Genomic DNA, 24,451 nt, shown 5'->3' on the forward strand with positions numbered 1-24,451 from the left:
TGGCGGAGTGTATTTAAAACGAATAGAGATTGCCGGCTTTAAATCCTTTGCCGACCGCACAGTCATTGATTTCGAACATCGTGTGACTGCAGTCGTCGGACCAAATGGCAGCGGCAAGAGCAATATTACCGAAGCGATTCGTTGGGTTTTAGGAGAACAATCTGCCAAAAATCTACGTGGTGGCAAAATGCCTGATGTTATTTTTGCAGGTTCTGACACCCGCAGAGCGCTAAATATAGCGGAAGTGACGATCGTTTTAGACAATAGCGATCATTACTTACCGATGGATTACAGTGAGATCAGCGTGACTCGCCGCTTGAGAAGAACCGGCGAAAGCGACTTTTTCTTAAATAAACAAGCTTGCCGCTTAAAGGACATCCAAGAGTTATTCATGGATTCTGGGTTGGGGAAAGAATCATTTTCGATCATTTCCCAAGGCAAGGTAGAAGCAATTTTCAGCAGCAAACCAGAAGACCGTCGTGGGATTTTTGAAGAAGCGGCGGGGGTATTGAAGTACAAACAGCGGAAAAAGAAAGCCGAGCAAAAGTTGTTTGAAACGGAAGACAATTTAAGCCGTCTACAAGATATCATTTATGAACTAGAAGATCAGTTGGTGCCTTTGGCAGCCCAAAGTGACGCAGCCAATCGCTTTTTAGCGTTAAAAGAAAAATTGACGACGGTTGATGTGGCCTATGCGGTCTTAGAGATCACGAAAGCAAAAGAAGCGTGGGAGACAGCCAAAGCTCAACTGAGTACCTTTAACCAAGAACTGGCGCAGATTTCCGAAAAGATCAATCAAGGGGAACTGTCGCTACATTCTTTGCGACAACAACGTACCGCCTTTGATGAAACGTTGGAGCGTTTGAATCAGCAGCTTTTAGAGGTTACCGAAGGACTGAAGCAAGCTGAAGGACAAAAAGAAGTCTTGGATGAACGATCAAAACATACGCAAAAAAGCTCCGCGGAATACCAAGAAACCTTAGAGGAAGTCACGGAACGGGTCACACTTTTAAATGAAGAAAAAGCAGAACTGATTGGCTTGCTTTCACAAAAGAATCGTAGTGTGCAGGAAGTTGAAGCAGCGATGCTGGCGTGTCAGCAAGAGCAGGAAAAGTACCAACGTTCAGCAAAAGAAATCATTGAAGAATTGCGTAGCCAATATGTCGAAGCCATGCAAGAGCAGGCAACGATCGGAAACGAATTGAAATACTTGGAGCGTCAATACCAGCAAGAAGCCGCGAAAAATCAAACGGCGTTAAGCAAGCAGACGCAAATGAATACGTCGTTGAAAGAAAAGACGACGGAAGCGCAAATCGTGGAAGAGCAGCTAACGCAGGCTAAGGTGATTTTAGAAGAACAACGCAAGCAATACATCCATCTTCAAGAAAAAGCTCAGACCAACAAAAAACGCTTTGATGAAGAACAAAAGAAAATGTATCAGTTAATGAGTCAAGTGCAGCAGGTACGAGCGAAACAGCGCAGTCTGCAAGACATTCAAGAAAATTATAGCGGCTTCTATCAAGGCGTTCGCTTGATTTTGAAAAACAAACAGCAAATCAGCGGCATCGTTGGCGCAGTAGCGGAGTTGATCGATGTGCCACAAGACTATACCGTGGCGATCGAGACCGCACTAGGCGCCGCTGCACAGCATGTCGTCGTTGAAAATGAACGAGATGCACGGTCAGCCATCACGTATTTGAAAGAAAATCGCGGCGGTCGTGCCACTTTCTTACCGTTGACGACCATCAAAGCCCGTCATTTGCCAGATTATGCCCGCAATCAAGCCAAGCAAGTGTCTGGCTTTATCGGTGTTGCCAGCGAATTGGTACAGTCGTCTGAACACGTTCAAACCATTACGGATAACTTGTTAGGTAGTATCTTGATTGCCGAAGACTTGCAAAGTGCCAATGCGTTAGCACGGGCATTGAACTATAGCTATCGGGTCGTTTCCTTAGAAGGGGATGTCATGAATGCTGGCGGTTCCATGACGGGTGGCGCAACGAAGAAAAATGCCGGTAGTTTGTTTAGCCAAAGCAATGAGCTGCAACAATTGACGGCACAAGCGGCGCAACTGGATGAGCGGCTTTTAAAAACGGAAAAGCAAGTCCAGCATTTTGAAGCAGCGACCAAAGAAGCACAAGCAGCACTAGAAGAATTGCGGACGCAAGGGGAACAGGCTCGCATGACGGAGCATGAGCTGCAAAGCCGCTTACAAAATCTTGAGAATGACCTGAGCCGCTTGAAGCAAGAGCAGCAAGTGTTTGATTTTGAACATCGCGAAGTGCAAGCCTTCTTTGAAGAATATGATGAGAAGAAGACGAGTTTGGAAGAACAGCAAAAGAATATTGCGGCGCAATTGGCGAAAATCGATCAAGATATTCATCAAATGAATGCCGAAGAAGACTTGATCGAGGAAAAACGCCAAACCTTAGCACAAGAAAGTGCGCGCTTGCAGGCAGCTTTCGCCGTTCAAAAAGAACAAGTGGCGCATTTGCAGCAAAAAATTGCCGCTACGAATCAAGCATTGGAAGAAAACGAAGCGCGTCAGCACTCCTTAGAACGGCAGTTAGCTGCCTTGACAAGTAACGTCAGCGATCATGAGTTCTCAGAAGAAAACATTCTTCAGCGAATTGAAGCATTCACAAAAACCAAGCAGCAGGTAACAGCGGAATTGACGGTGATTCGTGAACAACGGCAAGTGGTTCAACAAGAAATCGGCGCATTAGACGAAGCCCTGAGTGCTGAAAACTTAACGCAAAAAGAAAAGCTGTCAGAAAAAACTGAAGTTGAGATCGAAAAAAATCGCGCAGAATTGGTGATGGACAATCGCTTGTTGTATTTACAAGAAGAATACAATCTTACCTTTGAAAAGGCAGCGCAAGATTTTTCTGAAATCGAGGATGCAGATCAAGCCAAAGTCGACATTCAGGAACTAAAACAAGCGATCGAACAAATTGGTCCAGTCAATTTAAATGCGATCGAACAATATGAGCAAGTCAATCAACGGCATTTGTTCTTGACGAGTCAGCGAGACGATCTGCTGTCGGCTAAAGCACAGCTGTTTGATACGATGTCTGAAATGGATGAAGAAGTCAAAACCCGTTTCGGCGAAGTCTTCGATGCGATTCGTCTGCAATTCAAACAAGTATTTCCTAATATGTTTGGCGGCGGTCATGCGGAATTAGTCTTAACAGATCCGAAAGATTTATTGAACACTGGGATTGAGATCGAAGCCCAACCACCGGGCAAGAAATTGCAAAACCTCAGCTTGCTATCAGGGGGCGAACGGGCACTGACTGCGATTGCGTTATTGTTTTCCATTATTCAAGTTCGTCCAGTACCGTTTTGTGTGCTTGACGAAGTGGAAGCAGCATTGGATGAAGCCAATGTCTCTCGTTTCGGTCATTACTTGAGTGCTTTCCAAAATGATACACAGTTTATCGTCGTAACTCACCGTAAAGGAACGATGGAGGCAGCAGATGTGTTGTATGGTGTGACCATGCAAGAATCTGGAGTGTCGAAGACCGTGTCCGTGCGCTTAGAAGAAGTGCGTGAAGGCGGTAGTTTTGCAGCAGATCAAGCATAGAGGAGGAATGGTATGATTAAACTGATTGCGATCGATTTAGACGGAACGTTATTGAATGACAAAAAAGAAGTGACTCCTCGCAACAAAGAGGTACTTGCTCGTGCCAAAGCACAAGGCGTAAAAATCGTCATTTGTACGGGACGTCCATTACGGGCGATCCGTCCCTATTTAGAAGAATTATCGCTGAAAGAACCCGGCGACTATAGCATCACCTTTAACGGCGGTTTGGTTCAAAAAAATGAGACTGGCGAGATCATTGAAAAAGCAGCGATGCAGCTGGCAGATATCCATGAATTGGTTTCAGTGGCGGAAGACTTAAATTTGCCTCTAGACGTGGTATCAGAAGAGATCGTCTTGAGTTTGCCGACTTCAGCAGCGCATCCATCGATTTATGGCTCCTTGAATCCTTTATTGGATTGTCGTCCTTTTGCCGTAGCTGATCTGGATGAATCGATGCTCTATAATAAAGCGGTGATCGCCTACCATCAGGAAGTTTTGGATCCTAAGATCCCTGAGATTTCCTCAGAGATCCGCGAGAAATATGAAATCATCAAAAGCCGGAATAACCTGTTGGAATTTATGCCTAAAGGAATCACCAAAGCCTATGGTATCAGCCTATTGGCGCAAGATTTAGGGATCAAGCAAGAAGAAGTGATGGCGATCGGTGATGAAGAAAATGACTTGCCGATGATTCGCTATGCAGGGATTAGCGTAGCGATGGCCAATGCCGTGCCAATCATTAAAGAAGCGGCTGACGTTGTCACCCTTTCAAACCAAGAAGACGGTGTGGCAGCAGTGATTGAAGAATATGTCTTAAAAGGAGGTGCGTAAGATGGGATTTTTTGACAAAATCAAAAAAGCGCTGATTGGAGAAACCAAAGAAGCAGAGCAAGAAATCGACAAACCGATAGTCGATGCTGACTCACCAGAGGCACAGCGTTCAGAAGAAAGCCAGCCAGCACAAACTCCTGCTGAACAAGGCGCTTCAGAACCAGTGGCACCTGCAGAAGCCGCCGACTCCAGTGATTTGGAGGCAGAGCAAGAAACTGCGGAAGTGTCCCCGCAGCAAGAAGCAACGACAGCGAATAAAGGAGAAGAAGCACCAAGTATTCCAGAAGAAGTGGCTAAGGATACACCATCAGAGGAAGTACCAGCTTCTGAACCAATCCTTCAAGCAGCGCCAGAGACGGAAAGTGTGCAGGACAAATACACCAAAGGATTGACGAAATCACGGAAAACCTTTGGGCAACGGATGAACGAATTGTTTGCCAACTTCCGTACGGTGGACGAAGACTTCTTCGAAGAAGTGGAAGAAACGCTGATCGGCGCAGACGTCGGCTTTGATGCGGCGATGAAGATCGCGGATTCATTGAGACAAGAAGTCAAATTGCGTAATGTGAAGAAAACGGCAGATGTCCAAAATGTCATCATCGAAAAATTGGTTGACCTATATGGGGAAGCGGGTGTCGGTGAAGTCAACGAGTTGAACATGCAACCGGGGTTGACCGTCATTTTATTTGTTGGCGTGAACGGTGTTGGAAAAACCACCAGCATCGGGAAATTAGCCCATCAATTCAAAGCCGAAGGCAAGAAAGTCTTATTGGCTGCAGCGGATACTTTCCGTGCCGGTGCCATCGATCAATTAGTGGTCTGGGGTGAACGGGCTGGGGTTGAAGTCGTTCGTGGCAATGCAGGAGGCGATCCAGCAGCGGTTGTGTTTGATGCGATGGAGCGCGCAAAACGAGAAAATGCTGACGTTTTATTAGTAGATACCGCTGGTCGTTTGCAAAACAAAGTCAATTTGATGAACGAATTAGAAAAAATCAAACGGATCATTCAGCGAGTGGACCCAACGGCCCCTCATGAAGTCTTGCTCGTGTTGGATGCAACAACGGGGCAAAATGCCATGAATCAAGCAAAACAGTTTAAAGAGACGACGGATGTTTCTGGCCTCGTCTTAACCAAACTTGATGGCACAGCTAAAGGAGGGATCGTCTTGGCGATCCGTAACGAGCTGCGGCTGCCAGTCAAATTAGTGGGACTTGGAGAAGGCATCAACGATTTAGAACCATTTGATCCAAATGAATTTGTCGTCGGCTTATTCAAAGGCTTGATCAAAGAATAAAAAAAGAAGAGCCCTGTGTCAGGTCAAATACCTGCACATGGCTCTCCTTTATTGTTGCTTTTGTGAGATCAAAGGGAAGAGAAAACGGGTCGTCGTCTCTTTCCATGAGCTTGACTTGTGACGGAAAGCTGAGAACACTTGGCGTGGCAAATGTGGGTACAGCGATGCACGACTTTGCCAAAAATCAGGAAAAGCAGTTTGAACGATTCGTTTTCTTCTGCGCTGTCTAAAAACTTTGGGAAGTATCAGGCAGAATACAACGAGTTGAACGAGGGGGAAAGATTATTTCTTAAGTTCCCCTTGGCGCTCAGTGATCATTTTTTCCAAGTTGTTCAACGTATCGATATCTTTATTGGTTTCGATAAAGTTCGTAATCAAATTCAATAAAGATTGATCAGACAATTCTGCTGCTAAGAAGTCTTCTTGGGTCACATTCGGAGAATACAACCGAGTCAAAACAGTACCGCTGTAGCCGATATCTGCTACTTTCAATAAGTCGTGGTTTTTTAGTTTACGTACGACTGCTTGAATGGTATTCTTGCTTAGATCTTGCTGTTGGACAGCAATGTCATTTGCAGAAAGAGGTTTGTCTGAATTCCAGAAGATATTCATGATTTGACGTTCGCGTTTGGTAAGATTAAGTGGCTTCATTCACTATTCTTCCTTTCAAAAAAGAGTAATATGGACATAATAATTTACTGTTCTATAAGCAGTATACTTTATTTTGAAGGTAAATATCAAATTTATTCAAGTATTTTATAAATTCTTGGTAATTTTAGTAAGAGATATTACAAGTGAGGAGCAAATTTCTGCATTTTTCACCATTTTTCACTATAATAGATGGAAAGAAACAGAATATAAGAAAAAAATAGTAGAAGAACATAGAGGGCAGTCGAATGAAAATAAAAACATTGTTATCACATAAAGAGCTTTTTCCCTATTTATTGAAAGGACGCTATGGGATTGAGCGTGAAGCGCAACGGGTGCGGCTCGATGGGACGTTCGCGGGAACCGATCATCCGAAAGCGCTAGGCAATCGGCGCTTCCATCCCTATATCCAAACGGATTTTGCGGAAAATCAACTGGAACTGATCACGCCGGTCGCGGATTCAGTGGATGAATTGTTCCGTTTCTTAGGGGCCATCCACGATGTGGCATATCGTTCAATGGCAGCAGAAGAAATGCTCTGGCCTTTGAGCATGCCACCGGCTTTACCAGAAAAAGAAGAAGACATCGTCATTGCTAAATTAGACCAATTTGAAGATGTGCTCTACCGCCGCTATTTGGCCAAAACTTATGGTCGCCGTAAGCAAATGGTCAGTGGGATACATTTCAATTTTGAATTTGCGGAAGACTTTTTGCAGCAACTGTATGCTTTATCTGAAACGAAGGAAAGCTATCAAGCCTTTAAAACGGCGCTTTATTTGAAAGTAACTCGCAATTATTTGCATTATCGCTGGTTTTTGACGTATTTCTTTGGGGCGACCCCTGCATCAGAAGCCAATTATTTTACGACAGAAAACGGACCGCAAGAACCAGTCCGCAGTATTCGCAATAGCCGTTATGGCTACACGAATCACGAAGACGTCAAGGTATCTTATGCTTCGTTAGAGACCTATCTTGCGGATATTGCCAAATTAGTGGAGACAGGAAAGCTTTCAGAAGAAAAAGAATTTTATGCGCCAGTGCGTTTACGTGGGGGAAAACGGGTCGCAGATCTAGCCTCAGCTGGTATCCGTTATATTGAGTTAAGAAATATCGATATCGATCCCTTTGCCCGCTATGGCATTTCCAAAGAGCAAGTCGCGTTCTTACATTTCTTCTTATTGTTTTTAAGTACAAAAGAAGAAGGCAGCGATGCCGATGCGTGGATCGAAGAAGGCAATCAGAAAAATGATCAGGTCGCATTAGAGCATCCCTTAGCAACATTAACGTATCAGCAAGAAGCGCAAGCACTGATTGCTGAGATGATGGACTTTGCCCAAGCCCTTGAGCTGCCGCATCCGCCATTTTTGGATCAGCTTTCTGAGATGCTGGCTGAACCAGAAAGAACCTTCTCCGGACGTCTTTTCTCAGCGAGTCAAGCAAGCAGTCAAGCGCAGACAGCAACATTGCTGGGACAAAAGTATCATCATGCTGCTTGGGGAAAACCGTATCAATTGGCTGGTTTTCGAGCAATGGAATTGTCGACCCAGATTCTCTTGTTCGATGCGATCCAAAAAGGCATCGAAGTGACGGTACTGGATGAAACGGATCAATTCTTGAAATTAGCCGTGAAAGACCACATCGAATATGTTAAAAATGCCAATATGACTAGTAAGGATCAGTATATCGTTCCATTGATCATGGCGAATAAAACGGTCACCAAAAAAATCTTAGCCGAAAATGGCTTTCATGTACCAGGTGGTGCTGAATTCGCTTCGGCAGAAGAAGCGATCGCGTTTTATCCTCAAGTTGCCCACAGCGGGTTTGTGGTAAAACCGAAAACCACCAACTATGGGATCGGTATCTCGATTTTCAAAGAAGGCGCCTCTTTAGCGGATTATCAAGCGGCGGTCGCCATTGCCTTTGCGGAAGATGATTCGATCCTCGTTGAGACCTTTTTATCAGGGACAGAATATCGGTTCTTCGTGATCGATGGGCGAGTCGATGCGATTTTATTACGTATCCCAGCCAATGTCGTGGGTGACGGCAAGCGCACGATCACGGAACTCGTCGCAGAGAAAAATCTCGATCCATTGCGCGGCACCCATCATCGGACTCCATTAGAGTTGATTCAATTAGGGGAACTGGAACAACTGATGTTAAAAGAGCAAGGGTATCAAGTGGATTCAGTGCCAGAAGAGGGGCAGATCGTTTATCTGCGAGAAAACTCGAATATCAGTACTGGCGGTGATTCTATCGATGTAACGGATGACTTCAACGATGACTACAAACAAGTAGCAGTCGATGCGGTCGCCGCATTACAAGCGTCTATCAGTGGAATCGATCTGATTATTCCAGATAAAACCAAGCCAGCCAATGAACCGGGGGCTTATGGAATCATTGAAGCCAATTTCAACCCAGCGATGCATATGCACGTTTATCCATACAGCGGGAAAGGCCGACGCTTAACTATGTCTGTTTTACGCCTGTTGTTCCCTGAAGTCTTCGAAAGCTGATGGAAGCTTAGAGAGCAAAGAACTGCACACTCTGGAAGGTGATTCCCTTCGAAAGTGTGCAGTCTTTTTTATTAGGATTCAAAAGCAGCGATCTCAATCGTTTGTTTTGTTTCTTCCACCTTGAGACCCGTTCGGGCTTCCCACCATTGTTTCATTTCTTTTTCATACGTGGTAGGAAAACGTTGGATCAAGGTCAATAACGGTACGCCTTGAATCGAGGCATAGGGAAAGTTTAAAACGAGATTGTACTTCAGTTCCGACAGGAGGCTATAATATTGAAACATCATAAAGTTCATTTCATTCTGATCCTCCAGTAGGAGTACTTTCGGAGCGCGATCCAGCATAAAACCCAAGCTGCGCATCATGAACAATACGCCATCCAGATGGCTGGATTCGATCGTAGGGGCCGTTTTCAACAAATCGATATGCAAATCCAAAGCATCAAGCAGTTCTTTCTTTAATGAAAGGTAGGGCGGTGTTGATTGTTCCATGATAGTTCCTCCTTTTAATGGAAAAGACGTTTCCAAAATGACGTTTTCTCTGGTTGTTCGTGCTCTTTATCTGATGGAGCGGCAGCTGCAGGGTATTTTTTTTCGATATCGATGACGTCTTGATTGACGGCTTCTTTCCCGGCAATCAGCAAGCCGATACTGTCTGGACCGGCATCTTGGGCATCGGAGACGATCCGAAATTCCATCTGTTGTTTGGTCAGTAAAGTGATGTAATCGGTCTGGATCGATTCTGGCAATTTTCCGTTGAGCAGCACGAGCGCACCTTGATAATCTGGTAAGGCGTTCAAGAGCGTTTTCTGGTTGTCCTTCTTCTTCATTTCTGTTACTGTCATACTAAGATAACACCGTTCACGAAACGTGCCTAAATACTTGCGCTGTTCATCTGGGTTGACGCGAGGCGTCCCATACATTCCTGTATCAAGGCGTTTTTCTAATTCGTCTGACATTGAAGTATCCTCCTCAAAGCGTTTACTTATGCTTATTATAGCATATCCAACAAATAGCAAAAGAGGGGTGCGATCGTGAGAGAGTTCTGATAGAAAGTAGGGATCCTATGACAACAAAAGAACGACATTTGCTATTATTAGCAGAAAATCAGCGGTTGGAGACACCGAGGCTACTCTTGCGCCCCGTTTCCTTGGCGGATGCAGCGGACATGTTTGCCTATGCAAATGATGAAGAAACGACAGCCTTCGTCTTTGCTAGACATGGGTCGGTTGACGAAACAAAACTGCGCATCGCCGAGTATTTTGTTGCTGCACCCTTAGGAAAATTTGCGATCGAAGAAAAAGACTCAGGCAAAATGATCGGGACCATCGATTTACGGGTGGAATCTGAAAAAGAGATCGCTGAGCTTGGTTATACATTAAGTCGCGATTACTGGGGGCAAGGGATCATGCCAGAAGCGGCAATGACACTGCTGCATTTTGGTTTTGAAACACTCGAATTGATTCGGATTTTTGCTCGACATGATGCCCGAAATCCCAAGTCTGGACGGGTTATGGAGAAAATTGGGATGAAATTGGAAGCAACGATCCCAGCTGCCCGCAAATCGGGTGAAGAAATCATCGATGAAGTCACGCGCGGCATCACCCTTGAGGAATGGAAAAAACGTATTATGTAAAGGAGGGCTCTCGTCATGGAACTGAACATTGAGCCAGCAGCAATTGAAAAAATAACCCCTTATGTGCAGCCAGACGATCGTCTCTATTTGGATTTTGAAGACGGCGTCGGTCCGTTTCCCGCAACGGAGATCACCTGCCGTTTGGACATCCATTTTCGCCTGATTATCGTGCCACAAAGCTATCCAGAAGAAGGATTGGCGATCTATGACACCCCTTTAACGACACCCTTAGGCACGATTTGGTTGAAGCAAGGGGCACAGGTGTATTTAGAAGAACAGACTCGGATGCAGGTGGAACCGACCTATCAACGGTTGCAATTGGTGGGAAATAGCGGGATCTTAGCTAATGATGTCCAATTGTTACGGATCGAAAAGCAGACGGCAGGCCACTGATATGGGCACGCTGGCGGTTATTAGCGACTTGCACGTCGATATCAACCAATTATTCGACCCCCATCTGAAGCTGATCGCTGATTATTTGCAGCAAAATCAGGTGACCCATCTGCATCTGGCAGGAGATGTGGCGAATAAAAAGCAACGGCTATTAGACGTGGTCGCATTTTTTCAAAGTCGACAGGTGCCAACGACCTTTCACTGGGGCAATCATGAAATGGTGGACTTGACGGAACAAGAGATCGAGGCTTTCGATGATCCCGCCTTTCTTAATTTTCAGACGTATCGCTTATCAGAAAAAACACTGCTGTTGGGAATCAATGGCTGGTATGACTACCAATATTCTGATCTGACCAGTGAATCTGAGATCTTGCGGCTGAAAAATTTGTTTTGGTATGACCGCATGATTCAGCGAAAGGGATCGGATAAGGAAATCAGCCAAGCCATCAATGAGCGTTTAGCGGAAACATTGGCCCGTTTGCCGCAAGACCAAGAAATTCTTCTTTCTACCCATTTTGTGCCCCAAGAAGCGTTTATTGTTCGTCAGACCGGCAAGTATGCCCGCTGGAACCACCTAAATGCGTTTTTAGGGTCGCCCGATTTTGGCGCAGTGATCGACCGCTACGCCAATGTTCGGGCAGTCGTCTTTGGGCATACCCATCGACGCTTTGAGAAAAAAGAACTTGCGGGAACCAGCTATTATTGCCGGCCCTTCGGCTACTATTATGAATGGCAGATGACCCGACGGTTCGTTATGGAAAATCACTTAGCAGAAGCATATTCGCCAACGAAAGTTCGGACGCTGCTGCGAAACCATCATGAGGCATTTGAGGACTATAAAACGACGCATCTTTTAGAAGAATTGGCGCAAGCGATCACACTACTGCCGTATTAGCGCAGCAACCGAGTCCTGCTTGTTTTCGTAATTGAATTTCCAAGCAATTTAAACCATTAGAAGAAAAACACAAAGGAGAAAAATTATGACATTTGAAGAAATCTTACCAGAATTAAAAGCCGGCAAAAAAATCATCCGTGAAGGTTGGGGCGGTTTTGAACTTTATGTGACATTCGTTGAAGGGGAAGTGTACGACAATGCCCCAGTCACCCCTTACTTTTTGATCAAAACAGCAGATGAGGGATTCTCGAGTTTCGCACCGACTGTTTGCGACATTCTTGCGGAAGATTGGAAAATCGTGGAATGACAGCATCGTGGATCGATGACAAAACGATTGTGTTTGTCACAGGAGCTGCTTCAGGCATCGGCAGAGCGCAAGCAGAGGCGTTTCTTGCAGAAGGCGCTCAAGTATTTGGGGTTGACTACCAATCGTTTCCCGATACGCTTTTAGCCCAACCCCGCTTTTTCGGCACGTGTTGTGACTTAGCGGTGAAAGAAAATTGTTTTGCAGCGGTCCAAGCTTGTGTGACGCACTTTGGCGGTATTACGGTCTTGTTAAATACAGCTGGGAAACTTGACGGCTATCATACGATCGCTGAGACGACGTCAATGGAGTGGGAGGAGATATTTCAAACCAATGTCTCCAGCATGTTTTATTTAACGAAAGAAATTTTGCCGCTGATGCAAGCCAATGGCGGCGGAACGATCATCAATATGGCATCGATCGCTGGAATGGTCGCAGGTGGGGGCGGGATCGCCTATACAACCGCAAAACACGCGATCGTCGGGTTTACCAAACAGTTGGCATTGGATGTTGCAGATCAAGGGATCTCGGTGAAGGGCATCGCGCCAGGTGCGATTCAAACGCCGATGAATGCGGCTGATTTTGCCGGTGACGGAAAAATGGCGCAATGGGTGGCAGAGGAGACGCCGGTCAAGCGTTGGGCGCAACCAGAAGAAGTTGCAGCGCTGACCCTTTTTCTTGCCAGCCCGCAAGCTAGTTACTTGCAGGGGGCGATCGTGCCCATCGACGGTGGTTGGACCTTGAAATAACTAGCCTGAGCCCATTAGAGGAGGACGCCAATGAAGGAACAAGCGATCCAGAACTTGTTTGCAAAAAATCGTGAATGTCGACAACTGCTTACGATCATTGAAGCGTTACAGCTGCCGGATTGCTGGCTGTGTGCCGGGTACCTGCGGAATTATTTATGGGGTTTTCTCAGCGGAAAAATAGCGGAGGTGCCGATAACCGATATTGATGTCGTGTTTTATGATCCGACTGTAAGCGTAGAAGAAACAGCGGCGATCGAAGCGCAACTGCGCCGTTCGTTTCCCGAATTTCCTTGGGAGGTTCGAAATCAAGCATTGATGCACCAGCACAACTTTGCCGAGGAACCCACTTATACAAGTACCTTCGATGCTTTAACGAAGTTTCCAGAGCGTTGTACAGCGGTGGCGGCACGAATGAAACAAGGCGAGATTGAATTGATGGCGCCTTTCGGTTGGCAGGATGTTTGCAGTTTTCGGGTGCGTCCAACACCGCATTTCGCCCAAAATGACCAGTACCTTGCGGTTTACCGACAACGCCAAGCGAAGAAAAGCAGTGGCAGAAAGTTTGGCCGCAGTTGTTGATTGAAGAGATCGACAACTAAAAAAGAACACTCGCGTGATGTGGCGATTTCCAAAAGTTAGACGAAAAAGCTAACTGATGGGAATCGCTGCATATGACGCGAGTGTTTTTTATTAACGCAAAGCCAGTCGTTGCGCCAAGCGGTTTCTTAAAAAGATACCTAGATAAGCTGCGGCAACGGCTTTGATGATCCCGGGGATAATAAACAAAACAAAACCACCGTTAAAAGCCGCCGGCCATGCCATGCCAGTGCTCCATTTCAGCCATAATGTACCAAACAACAAAGTTGCCAGCGCACCGACAATATTGCCGATCACTGCTCCTGTGTAGCGAAACGCCGTTTTTTCTACGACCAATCCAGTAAGCAATCCGTTAAAGAGGAAGCCGACTAAATAGCCTCCGGTTGGTCCTAACAAAACACCGACACCGCTGGAAAAACCAGCGAAAACGGGCAAACCGATCAATCCTAACAGCAAGTAGATGATGATCGCCATCGTTCCTGTTCGCGTGCCGAGGAAAGTCACCGCCAGTCCAATCGCAAAGGTTTGTCCTGTCAATGGGATCAAACCGAACGGAATCGTCAATTGGGAAAGACCAGCAATAATGATCGCAAATAATGCGGCATGGATTTGTTCACGTAATGATAATTTCATCGAATCCTTCTCTCTAGTAATAATTTCGTTAACCTAAAAAATATTTATTTGGTTAACGAAATTATAAACGGTGGTTTACCAAAAGTAAAGAAGAATCTTGTTTTTTTAGTGTCCTTTTTTTAATAGGACAAGTAAGTTCTTTGAGGAGAGGAAAGGGGCGATTTCTTCCAATTCATCTGTTGAGAAGGGCAGTGCTTGAACGAGACGGCAGATCGTTGCTTCTGTCAGAAACGGCAGCAGTTCTTCGATTTCATCATAAGACAAGCGTTCTGATGCGGTAACGTTTGGCTGTTCCAGGGCCGTCAGCAGGAGTTCATCCAGATACGGTGCAGGTAAAAAGGGAAGCAGTTCTTCAATCTCAGAAAAGCGAAAGTCAGGGGTTTCAAGCCAGCCTTTGATTTCTCCCGCCAAAAAGTTGGGGGTTAAAAAGGGCGCCGCCTCTTCCCAAAAAGCCATGGAATAGTGGTTGCCTTTAAGGATCTCTTCTATTTGGGGCTTTTTCAAAAACGGCAAGAGTTCTTCCATGACATCTTCTGGGATATTTTCGGCGCCATTAAGCAAGTGCTGCAAGTCAGCACTATTCAAATGAGGAGCTAGTCTAGGCAATAAGTCTAGGTCTAAAGAAGATTCTTGAAACGGTTCTTCTTGAATCAGTGCCGATAGTTCTTGCGGTTTGATCAGCGGAGCTAGTTCGGCGATTTCTTTTGGCTGCGCGGTTCCTGCTTGATAATGTTGAACCGCAGCTGCTGGCTTCCCTAACAGCTCATCGATCGATAGGCCTAAAATCGCCGCTAGCTGCGGCAATTTTTCAATGTCCGGCAGTGAGTTGCCCCGCTCCCAATTACTGACCGCTTGATAGCTGACAAGTAATTGGTCTGCCAAGTTGCTTTGGGTCAGATTTTTTTCTTTGCGTTTGGTAGCGATCTGCTGACCAATTTTTCTCATGTTGAATTCACTCATAAATGAATTCCCCCTTTCATGCTCTAAGTATAGTTTCTCAAAAGGTGAAAACGCAATCAAGCTGTGATTGAGCAGGCAAATGCCGACTCAATCACAGCTTGAGTTTACGAATGGATCAGCTGAAGGAGGTGTTCACCAAACGCTTGTGTCGTTAAACAGACGGCTTCGGGCATCAACTGTGCGAAGTCGGCAGTGACGTGCTGACTTTGCAAGGCTTGTTCAATGGCTTGCGTCAGTATTGCAGCAGCTTCCGGCCAGTTCAAATGTTCTAATAGCATGCACGCCGATAGCAGCAGTGAACAGGGATTGGCTTTGCCAAGTCCTGCGATATCCGGTGCCGTTCCGTGGGTAGCTTCAAAGATGGCTGCCCCAGTATCGTAATTGATATTGGCGCCGGGGGCGATCCCGATGCCGCCAACTTGTGCAGCGAGTGCATCAGAAATGTAGTCGCCGTTCAAATTACAAGTGGCAATGACATCGAATTTTTCTGGATACAAAAGGATCTGCTGTAAAAAGTTGTCGGCGATCACATCGTTAACAATGATCTTTCCAGCCGCTTTGGCCGAGGCAAGGGCGGCTTCGGCTGCCTTTGAACCATTTTCTGCTTTGATTTTGTTGTATTGATTCATTGTAAAACACAGGTCGGCGTACGTGGTTTCTGCAAGCTGATAGCCCCAGTTTTTAAAGCCGCCTTCTGTAAATTTCATGATATTGCCTTTATGCACCAGTGTCACCGTGGGCCGCTTTTGAGTAATCGCATACTCAATGGCAGCAGCGATCAAGCGTTGACTGCCTTCTAAAGAGATCGGCTTGATGCCAATAGCGGAAGTTTTAGGAAAACGAATCGCCTTGACGGCAAAGTCTGCTTGCAGTGTCTGGATCAAACGCTGTGTTGCATCGTCGTCTTTGGCAAATTCGATGCCAGCATAAACATCTTCAGTATTTTCGCGAAAGATCACCATATCGGTTTTTTCTGGCTGTTTTAAAGGCGAAGGGACCCCTGTAAAATAGCGAACAGGTCTGACACAGGCATAAAGATCCAGCGTCTGCCGTAAGGTGACATTCAAGGAGCGAAAGCCCTCGCCAATCGGGGTAGTCAACGGTCCTTTCAAGGCGTATTGCTGGGCCTTGATCGTATCGATGGTTGCTTGCGGCAGCCATTCCCCTGTCTGTTCAAAGGCGGCTTCTCCAGCGAAAACTTCCAGCCACTCGATGTGGCGCTGATTGTCATAAGCTTTATTCACAGCTGCATCAATCACAGGTTGCGCAGCCTGCCAAATCTCGGCACCGATGCCGTCTCCTGCAATGTAAGGAATGGTGATCGTCGTTGCTTCATGGGTTGTTTGGTTAGACATGGGCAGCTCCTCCTAATTCCGCTTTTTTTCGAATGACCATTGGCAAAATTCCTTGATGCTTCCAATAGCGAATATCTGCCGGGGCATCAAAGCGTAGACGGGTCATAAAGGAGACAGTCCCTCCGTCGGTCCGTTGAGCGGTGACTTCGACCAGCTGCTTGACCGCTGGCTCTTCTGGCAAAGCGATCGAGAATGTTTCGCTGCCATCTAAAGCAAAAGAGGTGGCACTTTCACCAGCCAGATATTCAAGAGGAATGATCCCCATCATGACCAAGTTGCTGCGATGGATCCGTTCGAAGCTTTCTGCTAAAACGACTTTAACGCCTAACAATTGTGTTCCTTTGGCGGCCCAGTCGCGAGAAGAACCCATGCCATAATCTTTACCGGCTAAAATGATACAGCTTTGGCCGGCTTTTTGGTAATTCATAGCGGCGTCAAATATAGACAAGGTTTCCCCAGTTGGAAAATAATGCGTGACACTGCCAGTGCTGCCAGGAACCAGCTGGTTTTGCAGACGGATGTTGCCGAAAGTCCCCCGCATCATAATCTGATGATTGCCGCGCCGCGAACCAAAGGAATTGAATTCACGATAGGGAACTTCTTTTTCTTGTAAAAATTTTCCAGCTGCTGAATCCATACTGATGCTGCCGGCAGGAGAAATATGGTCAGTGGTGACGGAATCACCCAATTTTGCCAAGACTTTCAGATCGGCTAAGACATCTGGTTTAGGCAATTCTTTGGTCAATGTTTCAAAGTAGGGTGGATGAGCAATGTAAGTAGATTGTTCCTCCCATTCATAACATGCGCTCGTGGTGGTTTCGATCGCATTCCAGCGTTCATTGGCATCAAAAAGATGCTCATAGGCAGCGCGAAATGCTTCTGGTCCGACGTATTCTTGAACGTAAGTATTGACTTCTTCATTGCTAGGCCAAATATCAGACAAATACACCGGCTCGTCATTGACGATAGCTAATGGTTCTTTTGTAAGATCTTTGCGAGTGCTGCCAGCGATCGCATAGGCAACAACTAACGGCGGCGAAGCCAAATAGTTGGCTTTGATCTGTGGATGGATTCTTCCTTCAAAATTCCGATTGCCTGACAGAACCGACGCCACCAGTAGATTTTCCGCCTCAATTGCTTCAGCGACCGGCGCTTCTAAAGGACCGGAATTTCCGATACAGGTGGTACAACCGTAGCCCACTAAATAAAAGCCGAGTTGCTCTAAATACGGCAGCAAACCACTGTTTTGCAAATAGGTGGTCACGATCTGGGAGCCAGGTGCAAGGGAGGTTTTGACTGTACGAGGGACGGTCAAACCTTTTTCAATGGCTTTTTTGGCCAATAAGCCTGCAGAGAGCATGACGAAAGGATTGCTAGTATTCGTACAGCTAGTGATCGCCGCCAAAACGATATCGCCGGTCTCTAATTTGTCTGCTGCAGCATCTGGCCAAGTAACGCTGGCTTCTTTTTGCCATTCATCCTCCGAAAGTCCAAAGCCCTTGGGACCAACGGCTGCCGTGACTGATTGTTCAAAATCCTGACGGACTGCTGGAAGCAAAATCCGATCTTGCGGGCGTTTGGGGCCCGCTAATGCCGGCTGAACTTCTGCTAGATCAATGGTGATCGCCTTAGTATAGGTCGGCACGGTCGTTTCATCATAAAAGAAATGGTTGGCTTTGGCGTAAGCGGTAACGAGTTCGATCAACTCGCTGGAGCGCCCGGTCGTTGCCAAGTAGTTCAAGGTCTCTTGATCGATCGGACAAAAACCGCAAGTGGCACCATATTCAGGGGCCATGTTCGCTAATGTCGCCCGATCGGCTAAGCTCAAATGACCATAGCCCGGGCCAAAGTATTCGACAAATTTTCCAACCACTTTTTCGATCCGCAGCACTTCGGTTACTTTTAGTGCTAAATCGGTAGCTGTGGTACCTGCAGGCATCTCGTTGATAAATTTCACCCCGATGACTTCAGGTGTAGGAAAGAAAGAAGGTTCGCCAAGAATCGCAGCTTCCGCTTCAATACCGCCAACCCCCCAACCGAGGACCCCCAAACCGTTGATCATCGTGGTGTGAGAATCGGTCCCTTGCAATGTATCAGGAAACAGCAGATGTTGGTCTTCGTATGTTTTTTGCAAGATCACATCAGACAATGATTCGATGTTGACTTGATGAATGATCCCTGTTTCAGGCGGAACGACTTCGAAATTGTCGAAAGAACCTTGTGCCCATTTCAAGAATTGATAGCGTTCTGCGTTGCGTTCAAATTCCCGCTCCGTATTAAAAGCGATCGCCCCAGGCGTACCGGCTTGATCGACTTGCACAGAGTGGTCGACGACGAGTGTGACGGGGATCTCAGGATTGATGTCTTCTGCGGCACCGCCTAAAGCGACCATCGCATCCCGCATGGCAGCCAGATCAACGACTGCAGGCACCCCAGTAAAGTCTTGCAAGACGACCCGCTCTGGTTTGAATGGCACGACACCGGTAGGGCTTTCTGCCTGCCAATTCGCTAAAAATGGTAAATAATCCTCTGTAATTTCCTCGTCTTGATGACGAGCAACGCTTTCCAATAAAACTCGAATGGAGTAGGGCAAGCGAGATAAATCAGCCCCTAAGTCTTGGGTGATTTTCGCTAAGTCAATATACGTGTATTGGGTGTCATTGACGGTGAGTTGAGTTTGCCACTTCATAAGAATCCTCCTTTTTACGAAGATAATCGTACTTATTAGGAATAATTATACGTTGATAATTTAAAAAATCAATTAAATTTATGAAAAATATTTCATTTTCTAAACATCGTGCTATAATGTGTGAAAGTTTGTTAAAAAGCAACGATTTTATAGGATGACTATTTTAACGATGTTTGTATACGGTTAAATAACATTGTAGTCGATAGTTTGTAGAAAGATTGGAGGTAACATCACCGTGGAAAGATTAGAAAAGAAAGAGAAATTGTCCTATCTTGCATCGCAATGTCAGAAATACAATTTGATAGATATGAATCTTTATTCAGAATATGATGTAAAGCGTGGACTGAGGGATTTAAATGGCACGGGGGTCTTAGCAGGTCTTACGACGATCTCCACCATTTATCCAGAAAAAATCATTGCTGGTAAGCCAGTTGAAGCTTGTGGCGAGCTGCGTTATCGCGGAATTGACATCAATGAGTTAGTAGCAGGGTTCGTCAATGAGAAACGTTTTGGCTTTGAAGAAATTGCATATTTATTACTTTTCGGCGAACTGCCAAACAAAACAGAACTTGCGGCATTTCATTGCCTATTAGCAGAAAAACGTACTTTGCCGACCAATTTTGTTCGTGACGTCATTATGAAAGCACCTTCTTCTGATATCATGAATAGTTTATCTCGCAGTATCTTGACACTGGCAAGTTATGATCCGCAAGCAGATGACATCAGTATTGAAAATGTGTTGGAACAAAGTCTGATGCTGATCAGTGTCTTTCCGCTCTTGGCAATCTACGGCTATCATGCCTACAATCATTACAATCAAGGGGAGAGCATGTACATCCACCGCCCGACCGAAGAGTTGAGTACAGCTGAAACGATTTTGACTATGCTGCGTCCAACGAAAGAATATAGCTTCCAAGAAGCCCAAACATTGGATATGGCACTTGTTTTGCATATGGAACATGGCGGCGGGAATAATTCGACCTTTACGACACGAGTCGTTACCTCCAGTGGGACGGATACCTATTCAACGATTGCTGCAGCGCTAGGTTCTTTGAAAGGACCTAAACACGGTGGCGCCAATATCAAAGTGACGGAAATGATGGGAGATTTGAAGCGCAACGTTGCTGATATTACCGATGAACAGGCCATCCGCACTTATTTGGAAGCAGTCCTAGATAAAGAAGCATTTGACCGTAAAGGATTGATTTATGGCATGGGCCACGCGGTTTACAGCGACAACGACCCCCGTGCGGCGATCTTTAAAAATTATGTAGCCAAACTGGCACAAGAAAAAGGATCAGAAGCTTGGCAAGAATATCAATTGTATACGATGGTCGAACGCATTGCTCCTCAAGTCATCAATGAAAAGCGCAAAATCTACAAAGGAGTCAGTGCCAATATCGACTTTTTCAGCGGGTTTGTTTATAACATGTTGGATCTACCAGAAGAACTGTATACACCAATGTTTGCTATTGCACGGATCGTTGGTTGGTCCGCCCATCGGATCGAAGAGCTGGTCAACGCACAAAAAATCATGCGCCCCGCCTATAAAGAAGTGTCAAATGATCGCGAATATATCGATATAGAGTCAAGATAGATCAAAACAGCAGGGAGGACGCTCGCTGCTGTTTTTGTTTTGTTCAAAATCCTAGTGCTTATACGACCATCCAATTACTCAGAAGAAGTTTGTTGTTTTTTATTAATGAAAGCGTTGACAAGAAATAAGTTTAACGTTAAACTTTGTCTTATAGTTTAACGTTAAACCTTCAAGAGACAGACTAAAAAATTGATTGACTTCTAAGTAAAAAAACAATCAGGATACGTGGCCAATGATTGTTTAACATTCGTTCTATAGTAGACGAAAGGCTATTTGGAGGAGTAGTTACTTTTTTCCTATCTCTACCGTAAAACAAAAAATGAAAAGAATGATTTTCTTTGTAGGAGGGTTACATGTGCAAAAAAAAAGCAACGCAAATTTTCACAAGAATAAAATGAAAAATAGTCTTTCTTTGTACGTCTTATTAGCTCCAGCTTTGATTTTATTAGTCATATTCACCTATATTCCAATGTATGGTTTAGTAATTGCATTTAAAGATTACACTCCGTCACTGGGTATTTTTGGAAGTCCATGGGTTGGTTTTAAGCATTTTTCTCAATTTTTTAATTCGTTTCAATTTGGAGTAACCCTTAGAAATACGCTAACTATTTCCCTCTACAGTATGATTGTCGGCTTTCCATTGCCAATTGCATTAGCAATTCTCTGCAATCAAATTCGTGTAGAAAAATTCAAGAAGTTTTTCCAAGTCACCACCTATTTACCTCACTTCATTTCTACAATGGTTATGTGCGGGATGTTGATCTTGTTTCTATCACCTACCAATGGTTTGATTGTCAACCTCGTGCGGCTTGTTGGCATAGAATTGCCTTCTTTGCTTTCTCAGCCAGGAAGTTTTGCAAGCGTATATGTTTGGAGTGATGTCTGGCAACATGTTGGATGGGACAGCATTATTTATTTAGCGGCCTTATCAGCGATCGATCCCACTTACTACGAGGCTGCGACTATGGATGGTGCCACAAGACTGCAAAAAATCAAGCATATTGATTTACCACTGATTCTTCCCACCGCAATGATCTTGCTTATATTAAGAGCGGGCAGTTTATTGAGTGTTGGGTTTGAAAAAGTGTTGCTGTTGCAAAATGCTTTGAATTTAGCAGGAAGCGAAATTATCTCCACATATGTTTATAAAGTAGGGTTAATAAACTTTCAATATAGTTATTCAACTGCTATCGGCTTATTTAATACAGTGATCAATATAATCATATTGATATTAGTGAATGCATTGTCGAGACGCTTGACGAAAACTGGGTTGTTTTAGGAGGAGATTATGAAAAAAAGTAAGAAAACTGGTTCTGAAAGGATATTCGATTTCTTTGTTTATGGGGTAGCCATTCTGTTGATCCTTCTAATCATTTATCCGCTTTGGTTTGTGATCATTGCTTCCTTTAGTGATCCAGCGGATGTCGGGAATGGGAATGTTTGGTTGTGGCCAAATGAATGGCGATTAGATGGGTATATCCGCTTATTCGAGCAGACCTTATTCTGGCGAGGCTACTTGAATACCATTTTATATACCATAGTAGGAACCGCTGTCGCATTGTTCGTTAATATCCCCGCTGGTTATGCCTTATCTAGAAAAGATTTGCACGGTAGGAAATGGCTGGCTTTATTGTTTATTATTCCCATGTTCGTTTCGGGCGGCTTGATCCCGATTTACTTAACGATCAAGAATGTTGGCCTCTTAGATACGTTTTGGGTAATGGTCATTCCTTTTGCAGTATCTAGTTACAATATCATCGTAGCTAGAACATTCTTCAACAATAGTATTCCTGCTGGTTTATGGGAAGCAGCTCAAATTGATGGTTGTGGAACGATCCGCTATTTCTTTAGTATGGTACTGCCACTTTCAAAAGCGATATTGGCTGTTATCGGTTTATGGACAGCAGTTGGTATTTGGAATTCATGGTTCAATGCATTGATTTATTTGACCAATGACAATCTACAACCATTGCAATTGATACTTAGACGGTTACTAATAAGTAATCAATTACTACAAACACAAGCAACCGGAGAACTTGCATCTGAGCTAAGAGCAACGGCAGACATGATGAAATATGCAGCAATTGTCGTATCTACAGCACCAATTATGATGTTATACCCGTTTTTACAAAAGTATTTTAATCAAGGTGTCATGATCGGCGCGTTGAAAGAATAAAAAATGGAGGAATGATGATGAAACAGTTTAAATGGAGGTATTTGTTTTGTTCTTTAGGAATTTTAGGGATGATGACTGGCTGTGGAAATGAAGGGGCGGTAGAGGAGCAAGGAAGTGACACGAATCAATTTAAAATCACCACTGTTCGCTGGTCAGACTGGGGAGATGATTTTACAAAAGGCTTTTTAGAAGATGCAGAAGAAAAAGCAGGGATTCAAATCGAATGGGATATTCATCTTTCAGCAGATTGGGGTGAGAGAAAGTCTGTATTGATGGCTGGGGGCGATTTGCCTGATGCCTTTTTAGGGTCAATCACCTTTAATGATGCAGAAATAGCACAAAACCAAGATGTGTTTATTCCATTAGAAGACTTGATTGCAGAAAACATGCCTAATCTTACTCGTATCATGTCGGAAGATCCGAAAATTAAAGCAATGATTACATCACCAGACGGGCATATCTATAGCTTGCCGAAAAAATTACCAATGCGTCCGCTCATTGCGAACCAACTATTTATCAATCAAACATGGCTTGATAATCTTGGCTTGGAGATGCCTGATACCTATGAAGACTTTATTGATGTCTTAACAGCTTTTAAAGAAGAGGACGCCAATGGAAATGGAGATGCAACGGATGAGATTCCGTATGGTGTCGGAAACTTTAGTGAAACCTTCTCATTCATTTTACCGTTTAACAATCGGCTTGGAGCTGACAATACGTACGAAATGTCAATGAAGGATGGAAAACCAATCTACTTACGCATGGAAGAAACCTATCGTGATGGCATTGCTTGGATGAGTGAGGCGTATCAAGCTGGGTTAATTGATCCAGAATTGTTTACCCAAGATACATCCATGAGTGATGCGAAACGAATGAATAAAGATACCGCTCTTGTAGGGGTGGCTGCTGGCTGGACGGCGGATGCAACGTTTGGCTTACATGCTGAGGAGTATGTTGCACTACCACCATTGAAAGGACCAGATGGACAACGCTATGTCATATCCGATCCAGATCATTATAACTACGGTCGGAATGAGTTTATGATAACAACGAGTTGTGAAAATCCTGCTGCGCTCTTAAAGTGGGCTGATCAATTCTATACAGATGATGCAAGTATTCAAACCTTTTATGGCTCATTTGGTGTTGGGGTTGAGAAAAACGGGGACCAGTATACAGTTTTACCACCACAGGATGGGAAATCAGCTGATGAATGGGCTTGGATCAATTCATTGCGCGATTTTGGACCAAAATATGTGGATGATCAATTTAATGAGCGTGTGACGATTGATGAAACACAAGGGGATGGATTGAAATTGATTCTTGATAGTGAAATCAATCAATACGTCCAACCTGCATTTCCGAATGTGATTTACTCGCAAGAAGAATTGGCTCGGTTGTCAGCACTTTATGTAGATATTAGTTCTTATGCTTCGCAAATGGCTGCCAAATGGGTAGTAGAAGGCGGAATTGAAGAAGAATGGGAGAGCTATCTGGAACAATTGAACGCAATGGGGATCGAAGAGTTTATGGGAATCCAAAACGATGCCTTTGATCGATACTCAGCAATTATAAATTAGATCGTGCGGGCTGAAGTAG

At 44.8% G+C, this 24,451-nt stretch carries 21 protein-coding genes; 14 read left to right on the top strand and 7 right to left on the bottom strand.

Annotated elements, in window-relative coordinates; translation table 11 throughout:
• Positions 1 to 7 precede the first annotated feature (7 nt).
• The 3 genes from smc to ftsY are packed head-to-tail and all read left to right on the top strand — an operon-like array spanning position 8 to position 5,711.
• Positions 8 to 3,586, top strand: a complete 3,579-nt coding sequence (gene smc, locus CXM95_RS01570; RefSeq protein WP_086298996.1) for a chromosome segregation protein SMC — start codon at positions 8 to 10, stop codon at positions 3,584 to 3,586.
• A gap of 12 nt (positions 3,587 to 3,598) precedes the next feature.
• Positions 3,599 to 4,417: a Cof-type HAD-IIB family hydrolase gene (locus tag CXM95_RS01575; RefSeq protein WP_101698778.1), complete on the top strand. Its 819-nt coding sequence runs from the start codon at positions 3,599 to 3,601 to the stop codon at positions 4,415 to 4,417.
• Position 4,418: 1 nt separating this feature from the next.
• Positions 4,419 to 5,711: a signal recognition particle-docking protein FtsY gene (gene ftsY / locus CXM95_RS01580; protein ID WP_086372538.1), complete on the top strand. Its 1,293-nt coding sequence runs from the start codon at positions 4,419 to 4,421 to the stop codon at positions 5,709 to 5,711.
• Positions 5,712 to 5,993: 282 nt separating this feature from the next.
• Here the strand turns inward: ftsY and CXM95_RS01585 are convergent, their stop codons facing one another.
• Positions 5,994 to 6,362: a BlaI/MecI/CopY family transcriptional regulator gene (locus CXM95_RS01585; RefSeq protein WP_005227140.1), complete on the bottom strand. Its 369-nt coding sequence runs from the start codon at positions 6,360 to 6,362 to the stop codon at positions 5,994 to 5,996.
• Between the two features lie 245 nt (positions 6,363 to 6,607).
• Between CXM95_RS01585 and gshAB the strand changes: the two genes are divergently transcribed.
• On the top strand, positions 6,608 to 8,872 hold the full coding sequence (gene gshAB, locus CXM95_RS01595) for a bifunctional glutamate--cysteine ligase GshA/glutathione synthetase GshB (RefSeq protein ID WP_086298998.1): 2,265 nt from the start codon (positions 6,608 to 6,610) through the stop codon (positions 8,870 to 8,872).
• A gap of 71 nt (positions 8,873 to 8,943) precedes the next feature.
• On the opposite strand, the gene CXM95_RS01600 is transcribed toward gshAB, so the two are convergent.
• Both CXM95_RS01600 and CXM95_RS01605 read right to left on the bottom strand, forming a co-directional pair.
• Entirely contained in the window at positions 8,944 to 9,363 is a 420-nt protein-coding gene (locus CXM95_RS01600) for a hypothetical protein (protein ID WP_005232469.1), read from the bottom strand.
• A gap of 14 nt (positions 9,364 to 9,377) precedes the next feature.
• Entirely contained in the window at positions 9,378 to 9,830 is a 453-nt protein-coding gene (locus CXM95_RS01605) for a YueI family protein (protein ID WP_005232467.1), read from the bottom strand.
• Positions 9,831 to 9,937: 107 nt separating this feature from the next.
• On the opposite strand from CXM95_RS01605, the gene CXM95_RS01610 reads away from it, so the two are divergent.
• The 6 genes from CXM95_RS01610 (at position 9,938) to CXM95_RS01635 (ending at position 13,427) form a co-directional block, all read left to right on the top strand.
• Complete coding sequence (locus CXM95_RS01610) at positions 9,938 to 10,507, top strand: GNAT family N-acetyltransferase (protein WP_016619612.1); 570 nt, start codon at positions 9,938 to 9,940, stop codon at positions 10,505 to 10,507.
• A 15-nt stretch (positions 10,508 to 10,522) separates the two neighbouring features.
• Positions 10,523 to 10,900, top strand: coding sequence for an iron-sulfur cluster biosynthesis family protein (locus CXM95_RS01615; protein WP_016619613.1), 378 nt, complete (start codon positions 10,523 to 10,525; stop codon positions 10,898 to 10,900).
• A gap of 1 nt (position 10,901) precedes the next feature.
• Positions 10,902 to 11,795 carry a metallophosphoesterase gene (locus CXM95_RS01620; protein ID WP_016619614.1) on the top strand — a complete coding sequence of 298 codons (894 nt, stop codon included), beginning with the start codon at positions 10,902 to 10,904 and terminating at the stop codon, positions 11,793 to 11,795.
• Between the two features lie 85 nt (positions 11,796 to 11,880).
• Positions 11,881 to 12,102 (top strand): DUF2829 domain-containing protein, encoded by a 222-nt coding sequence (locus CXM95_RS01625; RefSeq protein WP_005227147.1) that lies wholly within the window; start codon positions 11,881 to 11,883, stop codon positions 12,100 to 12,102.
• On the top strand, positions 12,099 to 12,848 hold the full coding sequence (locus CXM95_RS01630; RefSeq protein WP_101698779.1) for a 3-oxoacyl-ACP reductase: 750 nt from the start codon (positions 12,099 to 12,101) through the stop codon (positions 12,846 to 12,848). The genes CXM95_RS01625 and CXM95_RS01630 overlap by 4 nt, the downstream gene beginning before the upstream one ends.
• A gap of 30 nt (positions 12,849 to 12,878) precedes the next feature.
• A complete protein-coding gene (locus tag CXM95_RS01635; protein ID WP_233499077.1) occupies positions 12,879 to 13,427 on the top strand; it encodes a nucleotidyltransferase family protein in 549 nt (182 codons plus the stop codon).
• A 111-nt stretch (positions 13,428 to 13,538) separates the two neighbouring features.
• Here CXM95_RS01635 and CXM95_RS01640 read toward each other — a convergent pair whose 3' ends face one another.
• The 4 genes from CXM95_RS01640 to acnA form a co-directional block, all read right to left on the bottom strand.
• Positions 13,539 to 14,078, bottom strand: coding sequence for a biotin transporter BioY (locus CXM95_RS01640; protein ID WP_005232455.1), 540 nt, complete (start codon positions 14,076 to 14,078; stop codon positions 13,539 to 13,541).
• A 105-nt stretch (positions 14,079 to 14,183) separates the two neighbouring features.
• Entirely contained in the window at positions 14,184 to 15,038 is an 855-nt protein-coding gene (locus tag CXM95_RS01645; protein ID WP_086299000.1) for a helix-turn-helix domain-containing protein, read from the bottom strand.
• A 104-nt stretch (positions 15,039 to 15,142) separates the two neighbouring features.
• Entirely contained in the window at positions 15,143 to 16,393 is a 1,251-nt protein-coding gene (gene icd / locus CXM95_RS01650) for an NADP-dependent isocitrate dehydrogenase (protein WP_086299001.1), read from the bottom strand.
• Positions 16,386 to 19,082 carry an aconitate hydratase AcnA gene (gene acnA / locus CXM95_RS01655; protein ID WP_101698780.1) on the bottom strand — a complete coding sequence of 899 codons (2,697 nt, stop codon included), beginning with the start codon at positions 19,080 to 19,082 and terminating at the stop codon, positions 16,386 to 16,388. Before acnA ends, icd begins: the two co-directional genes overlap by 8 nt.
• A gap of 235 nt (positions 19,083 to 19,317) precedes the next feature.
• Between acnA and CXM95_RS01660 the strand changes: the two genes are divergently transcribed.
• The 4 genes from CXM95_RS01660 (at position 19,318) to CXM95_RS01675 (ending at position 24,432) form a co-directional block, all read left to right on the top strand.
• Complete coding sequence (locus tag CXM95_RS01660) at positions 19,318 to 20,679, top strand: citrate/2-methylcitrate synthase (RefSeq protein ID WP_016619617.1); 1,362 nt, start codon at positions 19,318 to 19,320, stop codon at positions 20,677 to 20,679.
• Positions 20,680 to 20,998: 319 nt separating this feature from the next.
• Entirely contained in the window at positions 20,999 to 21,958 is a 960-nt protein-coding gene (locus tag CXM95_RS01665; RefSeq protein ID WP_086299003.1) for an ABC transporter permease, read from the top strand.
• Positions 21,959 to 21,967: 9 nt separating this feature from the next.
• A complete protein-coding gene (locus CXM95_RS01670) occupies positions 21,968 to 22,855 on the top strand; it encodes a carbohydrate ABC transporter permease (RefSeq protein ID WP_086299004.1) in 888 nt (295 codons plus the stop codon).
• 11 nt (positions 22,856 to 22,866) lie between these two features.
• Positions 22,867 to 24,432: an extracellular solute-binding protein gene (locus CXM95_RS01675; RefSeq protein WP_086299005.1), complete on the top strand. Its 1,566-nt coding sequence runs from the start codon at positions 22,867 to 22,869 to the stop codon at positions 24,430 to 24,432.
• Positions 24,433 to 24,451: the final 19 nt, after the last annotated feature.

Source organism: Enterococcus sp. CR-Ec1 (assembly GCF_002850555.1).
In the GTDB taxonomy this organism is placed as follows: Bacteria; Bacillota; Bacilli; order Lactobacillales; family Enterococcaceae; genus Enterococcus_D; species Enterococcus_D entomosocium.